The sequence below is a fragment of the Desulfurellaceae bacterium genome (assembly GCA_021296095.1).
In the GTDB taxonomy this organism is placed as follows: Bacteria; Desulfobacterota; Binatia; order Bin18; family Bin18; genus JAAXHF01.
In genome coordinates this window covers 1-13,690 of record JAGWBB010000099.1, presented here as the reverse complement: position 1 = coordinate 13,690, position 13,690 = coordinate 1, and the positions used below count along the sequence as shown (strand labels likewise).

The 13,690-nt window shown below is 63.4% G+C and carries 19 protein-coding genes; 8 read left to right on the top strand and 11 right to left on the bottom strand.

Translation table 11 applies throughout. The annotated features are described in order from the left end of the window. A partial coding sequence (locus J4F42_18885; GenBank protein MCE2487583.1) for an amidohydrolase family protein occupies positions 1-578 on the top strand: 578 nt, incomplete at its 5' end. 66 nt (positions 579-644) lie between these two features. Here the strand turns inward: J4F42_18885 and J4F42_18880 are convergent. Genes J4F42_18880 through J4F42_18865 form a run of 4 tightly spaced genes read right to left on the bottom strand, consistent with a single transcriptional unit; the run spans position 645 to position 2,908 of the window. After that, a complete protein-coding gene (locus J4F42_18880) occupies positions 645-1,247 on the bottom strand; it encodes a YceI family protein (protein MCE2487582.1) in 603 nt (200 codons plus the stop codon). 16 nt (positions 1,248-1,263) lie between these two features. Beyond that, entirely contained in the window at positions 1,264-2,298 is a 1,035-nt protein-coding gene (locus J4F42_18875) for an LLM class flavin-dependent oxidoreductase (protein ID MCE2487581.1), read from the bottom strand. A 50-nt stretch (positions 2,299-2,348) separates the two neighbouring features. Then, positions 2,349-2,648, bottom strand: a complete 300-nt coding sequence (locus tag J4F42_18870; GenBank protein MCE2487580.1) for a type II toxin-antitoxin system RelE/ParE family toxin — start codon at positions 2,646-2,648, stop codon at positions 2,349-2,351. Beyond that, entirely contained in the window at positions 2,645-2,908 is a 264-nt protein-coding gene (locus J4F42_18865) for a type II toxin-antitoxin system Phd/YefM family antitoxin (GenBank protein MCE2487579.1), read from the bottom strand. Before J4F42_18865 ends, J4F42_18870 begins: the two co-directional genes overlap by 4 nt. A 141-nt stretch (positions 2,909-3,049) precedes the next feature. Here J4F42_18865 and J4F42_18860 point away from each other — a divergent pair, with 141 nt between their 5' ends. Genes J4F42_18860 through J4F42_18840 form a run of 5 tightly spaced genes read left to right on the top strand, consistent with a single transcriptional unit; the run spans position 3,050 to position 7,442 of the window. Then, positions 3,050-3,316, top strand: coding sequence for a hypothetical protein (locus J4F42_18860; GenBank protein MCE2487578.1), 267 nt, complete (start codon positions 3,050-3,052; stop codon positions 3,314-3,316). Positions 3,317-3,347: 31 nt separating this feature from the next. Further along, entirely contained in the window at positions 3,348-5,621 is a 2,274-nt protein-coding gene (locus tag J4F42_18855) for a xanthine dehydrogenase family protein molybdopterin-binding subunit (protein MCE2487577.1), read from the top strand. Continuing rightward, positions 5,618-6,088 carry a (2Fe-2S)-binding protein gene (locus J4F42_18850; GenBank protein ID MCE2487576.1) on the top strand — a complete coding sequence of 157 codons (471 nt, stop codon included), beginning with the start codon at positions 5,618-5,620 and terminating at the stop codon, positions 6,086-6,088. The genes J4F42_18855 and J4F42_18850 overlap by 4 nt, the downstream gene beginning before the upstream one ends. After that, a complete protein-coding gene (locus J4F42_18845) occupies positions 6,085-6,987 on the top strand; it encodes a xanthine dehydrogenase family protein subunit M (protein MCE2487575.1) in 903 nt (300 codons plus the stop codon). The genes J4F42_18850 and J4F42_18845 overlap by 4 nt, the downstream gene beginning before the upstream one ends. After that, entirely contained in the window at positions 6,984-7,442 is a 459-nt protein-coding gene (locus tag J4F42_18840) for an SRPBCC family protein (protein MCE2487574.1), read from the top strand. The genes J4F42_18845 and J4F42_18840 overlap by 4 nt, the downstream gene beginning before the upstream one ends. A 48-nt stretch (positions 7,443-7,490) precedes the next feature. Here J4F42_18840 and arsB read toward each other — a convergent pair whose 3' ends face one another. The 5 genes from arsB to J4F42_18815 form a co-directional block, all read right to left on the bottom strand. Next, positions 7,491-8,696 (bottom strand): ACR3 family arsenite efflux transporter, encoded by a 1,206-nt coding sequence (arsB, locus tag J4F42_18835; GenBank protein MCE2487573.1) that lies wholly within the window; start codon positions 8,694-8,696, stop codon positions 7,491-7,493. 65 nt (positions 8,697-8,761) lie between these two features. Beyond that, entirely contained in the window at positions 8,762-9,193 is a 432-nt protein-coding gene (locus J4F42_18830; GenBank protein MCE2487572.1) for a VOC family protein, read from the bottom strand. A 25-nt stretch (positions 9,194-9,218) separates the two neighbouring features. Beyond that, a complete protein-coding gene (locus J4F42_18825) occupies positions 9,219-9,539 on the bottom strand; it encodes a helix-turn-helix transcriptional regulator (GenBank protein ID MCE2487571.1) in 321 nt (106 codons plus the stop codon). 75 nt (positions 9,540-9,614) lie between these two features. Next, entirely contained in the window at positions 9,615-10,352 is a 738-nt protein-coding gene (locus tag J4F42_18820; protein ID MCE2487570.1) for an SDR family NAD(P)-dependent oxidoreductase, read from the bottom strand. Positions 10,353-10,382: 30 nt separating this feature from the next. Beyond that, entirely contained in the window at positions 10,383-10,991 is a 609-nt protein-coding gene (locus J4F42_18815; protein ID MCE2487569.1) for a glutathione S-transferase family protein, read from the bottom strand. Positions 10,992-11,118: 127 nt separating this feature from the next. On the opposite strand from J4F42_18815, the gene J4F42_18810 reads away from it, so the two are divergent. Both J4F42_18810 and J4F42_18805 read left to right on the top strand, forming a co-directional pair. Then, positions 11,119-12,270 (top strand): amidohydrolase family protein, encoded by a 1,152-nt coding sequence (locus tag J4F42_18810; protein ID MCE2487568.1) that lies wholly within the window; start codon positions 11,119-11,121, stop codon positions 12,268-12,270. Between the two features lie 47 nt (positions 12,271-12,317). Then, positions 12,318-12,593: a hypothetical protein gene (locus J4F42_18805; GenBank protein ID MCE2487567.1), complete on the top strand. Its 276-nt coding sequence runs from the start codon at positions 12,318-12,320 to the stop codon at positions 12,591-12,593. A 6-nt stretch (positions 12,594-12,599) separates the two neighbouring features. Here J4F42_18805 and J4F42_18800 read toward each other — a convergent pair whose 3' ends face one another. Beyond that, a complete protein-coding gene (locus J4F42_18800; protein MCE2487566.1) occupies positions 12,600-13,076 on the bottom strand; it encodes a 3D domain-containing protein in 477 nt (158 codons plus the stop codon). A gap of 325 nt (positions 13,077-13,401) precedes the next feature. Next, the coding region (locus J4F42_18795; protein MCE2487565.1) for a CBS domain-containing protein at positions 13,402-13,690 on the bottom strand (289 nt) is incomplete at its 5' end.

Here is a 13,690-nt window from a genome sequence, read left to right as displayed (position 1 = left end):
TTGAGCGGCCGTACTACGACCCGGCCTACGAGCCTATCTGGTCCCGGGCCGAGGAGGCCGGCTTTCCGCTGTCGATGCACGTCGGCACGCTGTCCTATGTGCCGCGTGAGTATCGCGGTCCGCGCGTCCGTGACGATGGAATTGCCGACTATGCCGCAGCCCAGGCCACGGTCCAGCGCACCATCGTCGAGTTCATGTGCCGGGGGGTATGCGAGCGCCACCCGCGCCTCAAAATCGTGGTGGCCGAGTTCAACGCCGGCTGGATCGCCCATTGGCTGGACCGTGTCGATCAGGGCTTGCAGCGCGAACGGCGCACTATGGACGAGCCGTTCAGCGGCACGCCGCCCCACGAGGTCTGGCGACGGCAGTTCTACGCCACCATTGAGGACGACCGGCCGGCGCTTGCGACCCGGAAATTCATCGGCCTTGAGAACCTGCTGTGGGGCTCAGACTACCCGCATACCGACTCGACCTGGCCGTGCTCCAACGAGGTGCTCGACGAACTGTTCGACGGCATTGCCGCCGAGGAGCGGACCAAGATCACCCACGACAACGTGAAGGCGCTGTACGGTATTTGAAATTCTGGATATTTGCCCGAAGAGGGCGTGAACGGGCACGAGGCTGCGTGCCTCGTGCCGGCTCGTCTACTGCTCTTCCTGTTTGGGGGTGAGTTCAAAGTCGATGGTGATTCTCACCTCTTCCCCGATGGTAACACCGCCGGCCTCCAACACTCTGTTATAGCTCAGGCCGAACTCGGTTCGGTCGATGGTCGCCGTTGCCACGCCGCCGAGCCGCAGATTGCCCCACGGATCGGTGATCGGGGTGGGCGAGCCTTCGACCGCAAACGCGACCTGCCTGGTCACTCCCTTCATCGTCATGTCCCCGGTCACGGTATAGCGGGTAGCGTCGGTCTGCTCCACCTTTTTCGACACAAAGCGCATGGTCGGGTATTGTTCGACATCGAAGAAGTCCGTGCCCCGTAAGTGCTCGTCCCGTTTGGCCTCACGGGTGTCAATCGAGGCCACCTCAATCTCGGCCGTGACCGACGACTGGGTGATGTCCTGTTCGTCCAGGTTCACCGCACCGCTCAGCGTCCCAAACGTACCGCGCACGGTTGAAACCATGAAGTGGCGGACCGCAAACTGGGCGCTGGAATGGGACGCATCAATCACCCATTCCGAACCGTGGGCGGGTGGCGCCAAGAGGAAAAAGACCAAAGCACACACGGACACCAATAGACGGGACATGGACCTCTCCTTTCGCTTACTGAGCGGCGCGCACGCCGGGAATGACCTTGGTGGCAAACAGCTCCAGATGGGGCTGGATCCAGCTGGCCGGCAGGCCCGGCGGCAGGGTCCAGGAGTAGTAGTGGGTCAGCGGCGTTTCGGACGCATAGTCGCGGATCATCTTGATGCAGGTGTCAACCTCGACGACTTGCAGCATCCCCAGTTCGCGCAAATGGTCCCGATCCCGGATGGTCTCAAACAGGGGCATACCGGCCTTGGCCGACCACTCGGCGTAGGCGTTGGTCTGGTAGATCACGTGATCGGCCGCCTCGTGCCAGGTCTTGTCCGGATCTTCGGACGCGATCAGCCAGAAGAAGCCGCCCGCCAGGCGCAGATTGTCGCTGGGTTTGCCCTGCTTTTCCAGGGCGGCCACATAGCGCTGGTAGTGCTCGGTCAGCGGGCCGACGCCAATATAGCCGTCGCCGTATTTTGCCGCCCGGCGCAGGGCGGGCGGGGTGAAGCCGCCGACCCACAGCGGCGGCCGCGGTTTTTGAATCGGCTCGGGCGTCAGCTTGACCTTGTTGACCTCGTAGTACGTGCCCTTGAAGCTCAGGGTTTCGCCCTGCCACAGCCGGGCCAGGATTTCCAGGCACTCGTTGGTCCGCGCCCCGCGCTCCTTGCTCGATACGCCAAAGCCCTCGAACTCCTCGACCTTGTAGCCCACCCCGGCTCCGAGCTCCAGGCGTCCGCCGGAGATCACGTCAACGGTTGCCGCGTCTTCGGCCAGACGGACGGGGTTGTGAAAGGGCAGCAGCATGACGCTGGTGCCGATCCGAATCTTTGTGGTCCGAGCGGCAATGGCGGCGGCAATCGGCATCAGGGCCGGGGAGTAGCCGTCGTCAATAAAATGGTGCTCAGACAGCCACACGTCGTCAAAGCCGTTCGCCTCGCCCCACACGATCTGGTCGAGGATTTCGCCGTAGATCTGGTCGTAGGGCCGTTTCCAGGCCGGCGGGTTACGGAAGTCGTACCACAGGCCGAAGCGGAGTTGCGGGTTGACTGGATTGCTCATGTGTCCTCCCCAGCGGGTATTTGCTCTCGCAGGTGTCTTTATCCTATGTTTTACAAGATGTCTTCATACCTGCGCCGTCCGTGGACGATTCTGTACACGCGGACCTGTGAGCGAAGAACCTTGTAAAAGACGAGATATTCACCGTAGCGCAGATAACGATAGCCGGCAGCTCGGAGAACCGCATCCTTTGGTATGTGTCCTCGCTCCAAGAATTCTCCCAGGCTGGCGATGAGGTCAAGCATCGCCCTGAGCATATCTTCGGCTGCCGTGGGATTATCCCGCGCAATATAGCGCTGCATTTCGAGCAGGTCGGTCTGGGCGCGGCGCAGGACCCGGACCTGTCGCGTCATTCCGGTGCCCCGCGCAGGAGGACGGCGAGGCGTTTCACGCCAATCCCCCGATCTCCGTGGCGCACGTCTTCTTCGGCCGCATTGAGCAGCTCATACAGTCTCAGGCGGGCCTGATCCCGCTCATAGGCGGCGGCGCTCATCACCACTAACTCACTTTCGCCGTTTTTTGTAATGAAAACCGGTTCTCCAGAGTCGTGGCAGAGTTTTGAGATCTCGGGGGTTTTGTTGCGTAAATCCGAGATGGGACGAATGGTAGGCATATGTCTCCTCACATGCGGATAAGCATCATTCGCCTGATATTATCAAAATTATGATAGCTTGCAACTGAATCCGGCCAATCCTAGCGGTCTTGCAACTTCTCCCGAGACATGGCCAAAAGAACAGGAAGGAGCACCTCTATTATGGACTGTCGCGTAGGCTGCGGGGCGTGTTGCATCGCCCCGTCAATCTCATCCGCCATCCCGGGTATGCCGGACGGCAAACCGGCCGGGGTGCGCTGCGTTCAGCTGAGCGCCGACAACCGCTGCCTCCTGTTTGGAAGACCCGACCGGCCGGCGGTTTGCCGCGACCTGTGTCCCTCCGAGTCCATGTGCGGCCGGACAGCCAGCCAGGCCTACGCCTACCTGGCGCGTCTGGAACGGCTGACCGAGCCGGGCAGAACCGCCTGAGTCCCGGAGCGGCGCAACACAGGGAGAAGCTATGCCAGACTGGCGCAGTGTGGGACAGCCCGTCGCCCACGTCGAAGGGCCGGACAAAGTCACCGGCCGGGCACGCTATACGGCCGATATCGCCCTGCCCGGCATGCTATGGGGCAAGTGTCTCCGCAGCCCGTTTCCGCACGCCCGCATCCGGTCGATTGATGTGTCTCAGGCCGCCGCCCTGCCCGGCGTCCATGCGGTGCTGACTGGCGCCGACCTGCCGGAGCGTCGCCTCGGCCGCTTCTTTTTGGACATGCCGGTTCTGGCTCGTGATGTAGTGCGCTTTGTGGGCGAAAAGGTTGTTGCGGTGGCGGCCGAGTCCGCCGACATCGCCGAAGAAGCGCTGACCCTCGTCGAGATTGAGTACGAGGAACTGCCGGCCGTGTTTGACGCGCTCGAAGCCATGCGCGACGCCGCCCCCCGGGTGCACACCGACACCAGTCGCTACGCCCACCCGCCGATTCCGGATTTCGTTCACCACGGCGGCGACCGGTTGTTTCCGGCCATCCCTAACGTGGTGTCGCAGGTGCGCTATACCCACGGCGATACCGAGGCCGGCTTTGCCCGCGCGGCCCGGATTTTTGAGCACAGCTTCAGCGTACCGCCCGTCCATCAGGGCTATCTCGAACCGCACGCCAGCGTCGTCCACATCGAGCCGGGCGGCAGGGTTCAGCTGTGGCTGTCGAATAAGACGCCATTCATTGCCCGGGCTCAGTTCGCCGCCGGAATCGGGCTGGACGAAGACCGGGTGTGTGTCAACACCGCGCCGCTGGGCGGGGACTTTGGCGGCAAAGGTTCACTGATGGACAGCGTGGTGTGTTATCACCTGGCCGCCCGCTCCGGTCGGCCGGTCAAGATGGTCATGAGCTACACCGAGGAGCTGATGGCCGGCAACCCGCGCCACGCCGCGACGATGACGCTCAAGTCCGGGGTGGACGCCGAGGGGCGCATCACCGCCCGACACGCCAGGCTGGTCTTCAGCTGCGGGGCGTATGCCGCGTTCACTCCCTTGCACACGGTCCACGGCGGTGTTCACGCCGGCGGGCCGTACCGCATCCCGCACGTGGATATCGAGGTCGTGCGAACCTATACCAATACCGTGCCGGCCGGACATATGCGGGCGCCGGGCGCGCCGCAAGTCGTGTTTGCGGTTGAGAGCCACATGGACTGCATTGCCCATGAGCTGGGGCTTGACCCCTTGGAGTTCCGTTTACGGAATGCCCTGGAGGAGGGCGACCGGGCACCCCTGGGTGAGGAGTGGCGCACGATTCGGTGTAAAGAAACCCTGCGGGCGGCGGCCGACACTGCCGGCTGGGGGGATGAAAAGGCGCCTGGAGTTGGCCGCGGAATCGGCTTGTACGACCGGGAACCGGGCGCCTTCGGTCCGTCGAGCGCAATCCTGAGCCTCAACCCGGACGCCAGCCTGAGCCTGATGACCGGAGCGGCCGACACGGGCACCGGTTCCTTTACCGTTTTGCAGCAGATCGTGGCCGAGGAGTTCCAGCTGCCCTTGGAGCGGGTGCGGGTCGTACAGGGCGATACCGATACCGCAGCCTGGGAGGTCGGCGCTGGGGGCAGCCGCCTGACCCATATGGCCGGCCAAGCCACGCTGCTGGCCGTCCGCGCCCTCAAGGCCGCCCTCATTGACTTGGCCGCCCGGCAGATGGATTGCGCAGCCGACACCGTCCAGCTCCAGGCCGGTCAGTTCCTCGGCCAAGACGGCCAACGCCTCGATCTGCACACCTTTGCCGCCCAGGCTGATGCCCAGGGCCAGCTGCCTCTGTCACGGCTTGGCAGCTACGTCCCGGACCCGGTTGAGGTGACCTCGTTCTGCGCCCAGGTCGCCGAGGTCGAGGTTGACTTCCAGACCGGCCAGGTCAGCCTGCGCAAGCTGACTACTGCCCATGACGTGGGCACCGTTCTCAACCCGCTCACCCACCAGGGCCAAATCGAGGGCGGGGTCGCCCAGGGTCTGGGTCAGGCCCTGACCGAACACCTGCTGATTCAGGACGGTGCGGTGAGCAGCCTTAATCTGGGCGATTACAAGCTGCCGACGAGCATGGACATGCCCGAACTCCAGACCGCCCTGGTCGAGAGCCGGTCCGGTCCGGCGCCGTATGCCGGTAAGGCGGTCGGCGAGCACAGCAACGTCGCCGTTCCGGCAGCGGTTGCCAATGCCGTGTTTGACGCGGTTGGGGTGCGTCTGAACAATCTCCCGGTGACAGCCGAGAAAGTCTACCGCGGCGGACGGACGGACGGGGATAGTGCATCATGAAAACGCTGCAAGTGTGGGTGAACGGTCAGCCGGTCAGCCGTGAGGTGGCCGATAACCGGCTGCTGATCGACTTTCTACGCGATGACCTCGGCCTGACCGGCACAAAAGAGGGCTGTAGCGTGGGCGTGTGCGGGGCATGCACGGTTCTGGTTGACGGCCAACCGGTCAGCGCGTGTCTGACCCTGGCGGTGTCGGTCGCCGACTGTCGGCTCGTCACGATTGAGGGGCTGGCCGAGGGCGACCGGCTGCATCCGCTCCAGCGGGCCTTTCTCGAATACGGCGGCTTTCAGTGCGGCATCTGCACCTCGGGTCAGATCATGGCCGCCAAAGCCCTGTTGGACACCACGCCGCACCCCTCGGTCGGGGAAATCCGGTCGTGGATGATGGGCAATCTGTGTCGCTGCACCGGCTATTACAAAATTATTGAGTCGATCCAGGCGGTGGCCGAGGGCAAGGTGTCGGCGTGAGTCCTTTCGAATATATCGAACCCCAAACCCTTGAGGAGGCGCTCGACGCACTGGCTCGCTACGGCGATGAGGCCAAGCTCATCGCCGGCGGCACCGGGCTGGTCAATCTGATGAAGCAGCGGCTGGTCCAGCCGGCGTATCTGATCGGTCTGCGCCGGCTGGCCCAGACTGAGGGTCTGGCTGAAATCGACCAGATCGGCCCGCCCGGCTCGGCTCAGGCTCTACGGCTCGGTGCCCTGTGTACCCACCGCGCCCTCGAAGCCTCGCCGCTGGTACAAACCGCCGTGCCCGTGCTGGCTGAAACCTTTGGACGGGTGGCCAGCATCCGCATCCGCAGCGTGGCGACCCTGGGCGGCGCCCTGGCCCATGCCGACCCCAACCAGGATCCGCCGCCCAGCCTGATAGTGCTTGACGCGCGGGTGTGCCTGCGCTCCAACCACGGCCAGCGGGAGGTCGGCATTGCGGAGTTTTTTGTCGATTATTACGAAACCGTCCTGGAGCCGGCCGAGATGCTGACTGCGGTCATCGTGCCCCCTCTGCCTGCCAACTCGGGCACCAGCTTCCTCAAGTTTCTTCCTCAGACCCAAGACGATTACGCCACGGTCGCGGTGGCCGCTCGGCTGACACTCGACGCCGACCGGATCGTCCAGGTCCGGGTCGCCCTGGGCGCGGCCGGCGCAACACCGCTGCGCGCCAGCGTGGTCGAAGCCGCCCTGCAGGGACAGCAGCCAACGCCGGCTATCATCCGCGATGCCGCTGCGCTGGTGGCCGAGGCGGTCGATCCGAGCGATGATTTCCGCGGCTCGGCTGACTATAAGCGGGACATGGCCGTGGTGTTCGTCGAGCGGGCGCTCGACCACGCGCTGGGGCGAGCCCGCGCCGGAGGAGGGCAGGGGTGAATTTTGAGCAGCGGTGCAGGCTGGCGGTCGCCCGAGACCAGCTGTGGGATTTTTTGACAAATGTTCCGGACATGGCCGGCTGCGTGCCCGGGGCGGATCAGCTGACGGCCAAGCACGACGGCGCGGGCGAACAGTACACCGGCCAGCTGCGGGTCAAGGTCGGCCCCATCGGCTTGCGCTTACAGGGAGTGATGACGGTTCGGGAGAAGAATCGGCACGCGTGGCGGATCGTGTCGCAGGCCGAGGCCAGGGACCGGCGGGTCGGGGGAGGGGTCTTCCTCACGGTCCGTATGACGCTGGACGAGACCGACAGCGACGCGACCGAGCTGCGGATCGTGTCGGAGGTGCGGCTGATGGGCAAGCTGGGCGAGTTCGGCCAGGCGGTGATCCGCCGCAAGGCAGATAGGCTGGTGGCGGAATTTGCCCGGAATGTCACCGCCCGTTTCGGCCCCTGAATCCGACCGTGCCCGATACGTCCACCGGCAGCGATCAGACCAGCCGCGTCAGTCCGGTTCTGGGAGATCGTAGCTGGCGGACTGCCGAGAGCCGGCCGGCGCGGCGGCCGGCCGGGCAAACCAGCCCTGGGTGCGCTGACACACGCGGACCAAGAGCAGCATGACCGGCACCTCGATCAAGACCCCGATAACCGTGGCCAGGGCTGCGGCGGAGGACAACCCAAACAGCATGGTGGCCGTGGCAATGGCAACCTCGAAGTGGTTTGAGGCGCCGATCAGGGCCGACGGCGCGGCGTCCTGGTAGGAGAACCTCAGCAATCTGGCCAGCCCATAGGTCAGGCCGAAAATGAGCACGGTCTGAATGAACAGCGGAATGGCAATCCACACAATGGTGAGCGGATTGGCCACGATGACCTCCCCCTTGAGCGAAAACAGCACGACCAGGGTCAGCAGCAGGGCCACAATGGTGACGGGCGTGAGCAGGGGTAGAAAGCGCTCCGTGAACCAGGCTTCTCCCTTGGCCCGTATGAGCCAGCCTCTGGAAAAATATCCGGCCAGCAGCGGCAGGACGACATACACGCCGATGGACAGCATCAGGGCCTGCCACGGCACCGGCAGCCGGCCGATACCCAGCAAAAATCCGCCCAGCACCCCGTACAAGACCAGCATGGTGAGCGAGTTCAGGGCGACCATGACCAGGGTCAGCCCGCTGTTGCCCTGGGCCAGATAGCCCCAGACCAGCACCATGGCCGTACACGGCGCCACGCCCAGCAGAATGCAGCCGGCCAGATAGCTCCGCCACAGCGGGACGGCCAGCATCTTGACCCCGTCGACCAGCACCACCTCTCCGGCTCCGTATGAGCTGCCGACCGGAAGTGACAGGCCGAGCGGCATCTTCACATAGTCGATCGCCTCCGGGCCGATAAAAGTCTGAAACAGACCGCCCAGACACAGGGCGGCGATGGCGTACATGCTAAACGGCTTGATCGCCCAGTTGACAAACAGGGTCAGGCCGACCGGCTTGGCGTTGCGGCTCGCCGTAGCGACCTTGGCGAAGTCAATCTTGACCATGATCGGATACATCATGAAGAACAGACACACCGCAATCGGAATCGAAACCACCGGAGCGTCGCCGACATACAGCGCCATGCCGTCCAGGGCGGTTGCCAGACCGGGAACGGTCTGGCCCAGGCCGATGCCGCCAAGAATGCACAGACCGACCCACAGGCTGAGGTAGCGTTCAAAGACGGACATGTCCCGGCTTGAGGGCCGGGGCGGGCTGACGGTTGTTGGGGGTGTCTGTGCCATGACGGGAGCCCTTAGCGACAACAGGTGGCGGACGGTTTGGGCTTGGCGGCTGGTGTGTCGCGCCGAGGCGAAGCCCGGAAGACCTCGGTATCGCCGTGGAACTTGTAGAACTCCCACAACAGGCCCTCGGGGTCTGTGGAGTAGACCGTGCTCTTGTTGGCGTAGCAACAGGTCTCGTCCCGAATGACCTCGTCGGCCAGGCCCTGCGGTTCCAGGCGGGTCAGCGTGTCTTCGACCTCATCCGTGTCCATCTCGAAACCGACGTGGTTGAGCCGCTCGGTGGCGTTCGGGTTTTCGAGCAGGACGAGTTTGATCGGGGGTGAGTCCACCGCAAAATTGGCATAGCCGGGTTTGCGTTTGTTAACCGGCGCGCCGAGCAGCTTGGAGTAGTACGGAATGGCCTCATCGAGATTGCGTACGTTCAGGGCGAGTTGGAATCGCATGGTCTTCTCCTTTCCCTATGGAGCCTCAGCAGCACACGGGCTGAGAGGGTTCTTCGGCTGCAACACCTTGGCAGCAGTTTTCGGTCAGGAACGCGACGAGGGCGTTCATTGTTGCAAAGTTGGCGCTGTAGATGAGGGAGCGACCCTCGCGCCGGCACGAAACCGTGTCGGCGTGTTTGAGTTCCTTGAGATGGAACGACAGGGTCGCGGCCGGAATGCCGAGCGCCTGTCCGATAGCACCTGCGGCCAAGCCCGCCTTTCCGGCTCGAACCAGCAGACGGAAGATGTCGAGCCGGGTGTCCTGAGCCAGGGCCGACAGGATGCTGACGGCGTCATTGTTTTTCATATTTCCAATATAATGAAAATATAAAACGTGTCAAGCCGCTGTTCGTGGAATGCTGTCCAGGGCGAGGGGAACGAGTTAGAACGGCTCTTTATACGGCCGCAGGTCGACTTCGAGTGACCAGGCGGTCGGGTGCTGGGTATGCAGATACCAGTAGGCGTCGGCAATGGCGTCGGTGTCCAACATGCCGTCCTTGCCCTTGCGTGTGAGGTAGTCCGGGAAACGCGAGTGGATCATATCGCCGTTGACGCCGCCGTCGATGATGACATGGGCAACATGAATGCCCTTGGGTCCCCAGTCCCGGGCCATGGTCTGGCACAGGGCACGCAGGCCGGCCTTTGCCGATGCGAATGAGCCAAAGGGCGGTTTGCCGCGCAGCGAGCCGGTTGCGCCGGTAAACAGCAGCGTGCCAGCGCCGCGCGGAAGCATGCGCCGGCCGGCTTCTCGGCCGACCAGAAAGCCGCCAAAACAGCCGACCCGCCAGACCCGCTCAAAAAACTCGGCATCCATGTCCAGGATGTCTTTCATGAAATTATTGCCGGCGTTGTAGATCACGACCTCGAGCGGACCGTGCCCGGCGTGTTCCGCGGTATCGAACAGGCGAATGACCTCGGCTTCCTTGGTGGTGTCGGTGACGACACTTGTTGCCGCTCCGCCGGCGGCAGTGATTGCGTGGCGGACGGCGTCGATCTTTTCGGCCGTGCGACCGGCGATAAAGACATGGTAGCCTTCCCGGGCAAAGCGCTTGCACACCGCCCCGCCGATGCCGATTTCAGCACCGACCCCAACCACAATAGCCGTTTTGTGTCCGCTCATGCTGCGTCCTTCTTATGTCACACACGGTTCTCAGGCTCCGGCGCTGGGGCGCTGCTGCATCGTTTCGTACCAGCGTGTCAGGTGCGTCCAGGCCGGGTCGAGTTGAAAGTCCGACTGGGCAATAAAGTCGATGCCGACCATCAGGCTGATGTCGGCCAGCGAAAAATCCTCCGCCAGCCACTCGGAGTGCTGGAGATGCGCATCGAACAGGCTGAGGCGAGCCCTGAGCACGCCGCCGGCCTCCTCCACAACCTTGGGATTCTGTTCCACTCCGCGCGCCGCAAAATACGGGCTGGAGTGCAGAAAGCGCCGCGTGCCCTGGAGGATCACCCCCAGTTCTGCCCGCCGTTCCCAGGCGCGGACCAGGGCTCGGCTGAGGGGATCGTGGCCCAGCAGCGGGGGCGCAGGGTGGAGTTCTTCCAGATACTCAATAATGGTCAAGGATTCCGGGATGACCGTGCCGTCGTCGAGTTCGAGGATCGGGATGGCGCCAAACGGGTTGCGTTGCAGAAAATCCGGGCCGCGTTGCTCGCCGCCCAGCAGGTCAACCGGTCGCAGAGCCAGTTGAAGGCTCTTTTCGGCACAATAGACACGCACCTTGCGACAGTTCGGCGACAGTGGATGATCGTACAGCTGCATGCGGTCTCCTCCCTAATGCGTCTCTTCATGTGTCCCAAAACGGGCCGGAATGCAAGCGCGGCCGGCCTTTTCTTGTGTTGGGCCCGGGGGCGTGGTATGGCCTCTGCAGACTGACGAGGAGGGACGCATGAGCCAGCCGACGGTGATTTCGAGCGATTCGCATATTGTGGAACCCCCCGATCTGTACACCCAGGGCATGCCGGCCAAGCTGCTGGACCGGGCGCCGCTGATCAAACGCTATACGACCGAGGACGGCAAACAGGCTGACGCGTGGTTCCTGGGCGATGTGCAGGTCGCCACGCTCGGCGCCGTCACCCAGGCCGGGCGCCGCTTTGAGGACGCCAGTAGCCTGGATTTTGTCAGCATTTGGGAAGATGTCAGAGAGGGCGCCTACCAGCCCCAGGCCATGCTGGCCGAGCTTGAGATGGACGGGATTTGGGGCGCGGTGCTCCAGCCCAGCCAGGGCCTGTTCTGGTACCATCTGGAAGACAGCGAACTGCTGTCCGGTATTTGTTACGCCTACAATAGCTGGATTGCCGATTTCTGTCGGGCCAATCCAGGGCGGCTGCGGGGCATCGGCATGATTAATGTCGACGATCCCCAGGCGGCCGGGGCAGAACTCAAGCGGTGTGCCGAGCTGGGGTTGGCCGGGGCGTTCATCCCGGTCGCACCGCTGCCGGGACAGCCGTACCGCGACCCTGTGTATGAGCCGCTGTGGGCGGCCGCCCAGGAGTACCAGATGCCGCTGCTGTTTCACCTGGCCACCCAGCGGGCCAATGTGCCGGGGTGCGAGATTTCGTTCAGCTTCTCGACCTTCACCCCGGCCGGTCTGCGGCCGACCCAAGACTACTGGGTGCGCTACGCCCTGACCGACATCATCTTTGCCGGCGTGTGTGAACGCTATCCACGGATTAAGATCGGCTCGGTCGAGCACGAGATTTCGTGGGCGCCGCACTGGCTCAAACAGATGGACTTCACCTATGTCAACCGCCCGGTGTACGCCAACTACAAGTCCAAGGACGGTTTCATGCCGAGCGACTACTGGTACCGCAATATGTTTGGCGTCTTTCAGGAAGACGAGGTGGGCGTTGAGCTGCGCCACCGCATCGGTCTCGACAACATGCTGTGGGGCAATGACTTTCCCCACTCGGAATCGACCTGGCCCAAGTCGATGGAGTTCCTGGACACCATGTTTGCCGGTGTGCCCGACCACGAGCGGCGCCAGCTGACCTATGACAACGCGGTCAGCCTGTTTCGCTTCGATGTGCCGGCCCAATGAGCCGGAGCGGGGAGTAGCGCGGCCCGTAGACCGCCGGCGGAAGGACGATGCCGACCTGGCAGGACAACCCACTGGTCAGTAAGCCCGACCCTCATCTGGCTGACGGCTCGCCGTGGAGGAAGCGGAAGCGCCGCCGGATGCCACATGCGGCGGCCCGCTCTTCGTCGAGGCTAAAGGCAAAGCTGGGTTTCACCGCCAAGGCGTTGGGCGTTCTTGGCCTGTCTGCGGCGGTCGCGTTTCTCCTGCTGACATACGGGCGGCCGTATACGGACGCCTATGTGAAACCCTATCTGGAAAAGATACGGGCGGAGCTGCACGGCTGAGCCCGCTCAGTCATCCTGCCGAACACTGACGGTGAGTTTCTGGCGTCCCCATTTGAGCGCCTTTTTGCGGGTCGAAAAGTAGACGTCGAGGCGATTCGGACCTTTGATCGCGCTGCCGATATCTTCGACCACGCCTTTGCCGTAACCGGGGATCTTCATGACCGTGCCGTACGGGTAGTAGCGCGTATCCGCGGCAATCGTGCCCTTGCGGGCTTTGGTGCCGCTTGAGGTGATGCCTACATATTTGCGCTTGCCCTTATTCGGGCCGCTGGCGACATAGGCGCGCCAGAACAGGATCCGCCCCCGCCGCCAGTTGGTACTGATCTTGTCGGACGAATAGGCGGTGACGATCATCGGACGATCAACATACCGGGCACAGCCGGCCGAACACAGCACGGCCAGCAGGACGGCCAGAGCGAAGCCACCGTAGCGCTGCGAGTACCGAGCCCGTCGTGCCTCCGCAGCCCGATTGAAACACCTCAAGACTTTCCTTCCCATACACCACCACCATCTTCTCCCCACCACCCGCGATGCGAGGGTAAAGTCTGTCCAGCTCGAAGCCCGAGCCGGCCTGTTCAGTGTAAATATGATCTCGTCGTCTTCTCCCGCAGTGACAGCGGCTGCCTGTAGTGTAACCAACCCGCGTCTGAGGCGCTAGTCGCAGCGTTCACGAAAAGGGCCGGCGGGCCAGACCGACATTGCCGCCCGACACGATGATCGACTCCCTTGTCTATACGTGTATCCGGTTCTTCGTGAACCACGTGGGCATCCCAGCAGCGCGGGGCAAGCCGTCGCCTTCATGATTCTGTCAAGACCGCGTCGAGGTCTCGACCGGCCGGCGCGGCGACCTGCTCTCGCCCATAGTCTCCATGGTCATGAGCTGGATGATGTCGTTGCTGGTGACCGCGCCCAAAAACTTTTCCGAATCCCTTTCCACAACGGGCATGACGGAAAGAGAACTCTCTGACATACGGTGCAGCACGTCTTCGACCTGCTCATCAGGCCAGGCCAATGGGGTTTGGCGGCGTACCACAGCGTCGAGCTGGGTCTTGCCCCAAGCGTCCTTAGGCAGGTAGCGGAGCATCTCCAGGGACACG

Coding starts and splice junctions, on each gene's coding strand:
- J4F42_18880 (MCE2487582.1), bottom strand. CDS start 1,247: ATGTCCCGTCTATTGGTGTCCGTGTGTGCTTTGGTCTTTTTCCTCTTG.
- J4F42_18820 (MCE2487570.1), bottom strand. CDS start 10,352: ATGAGCGGACACAAAACGGCTATTGTGGTTGGGGTCGGTGCTGAAATC.
- J4F42_18860 (MCE2487578.1), top strand. CDS start 3,050: ATGGACTGTCGCGTAGGCTGCGGGGCGTGTTGCATCGCCCCGTCAATC.
- J4F42_18825 (MCE2487571.1), bottom strand. CDS start 9,539: ATGAAAAACAATGACGCCGTCAGCATCCTGTCGGCCCTGGCTCAGGAC.
- J4F42_18855 (MCE2487577.1), top strand. CDS start 3,348: ATGCCAGACTGGCGCAGTGTGGGACAGCCCGTCGCCCACGTCGAAGGG.
- J4F42_18870 (MCE2487580.1), bottom strand. CDS start 2,648: ATGACGCGACAGGTCCGGGTCCTGCGCCGCGCCCAGACCGACCTGCTC.
- J4F42_18830 (MCE2487572.1), bottom strand. CDS start 9,193: ATGCGATTCCAACTCGCCCTGAACGTACGCAATCTCGATGAGGCCATT.
- J4F42_18805 (MCE2487567.1), top strand. CDS start 12,318: ATGCCGACCTGGCAGGACAACCCACTGGTCAGTAAGCCCGACCCTCAT.
- J4F42_18875 (MCE2487581.1), bottom strand. CDS start 2,298: ATGAGCAATCCAGTCAACCCGCAACTCCGCTTCGGCCTGTGGTACGAC.
- J4F42_18815 (MCE2487569.1), bottom strand. CDS start 10,991: ATGCAGCTGTACGATCATCCACTGTCGCCGAACTGTCGCAAGGTGCGT.
- J4F42_18810 (MCE2487568.1), top strand. CDS start 11,119: ATGAGCCAGCCGACGGTGATTTCGAGCGATTCGCATATTGTGGAACCC.
- J4F42_18865 (MCE2487579.1), bottom strand. CDS start 2,908: ATGCCTACCATTCGTCCCATCTCGGATTTACGCAACAAAACCCCCGAG.
- arsB (MCE2487573.1), bottom strand. CDS start 8,696: ATGTCCGTCTTTGAACGCTACCTCAGCCTGTGGGTCGGTCTGTGCATT.
- J4F42_18850 (MCE2487576.1), top strand. CDS start 5,618: ATGAAAACGCTGCAAGTGTGGGTGAACGGTCAGCCGGTCAGCCGTGAG.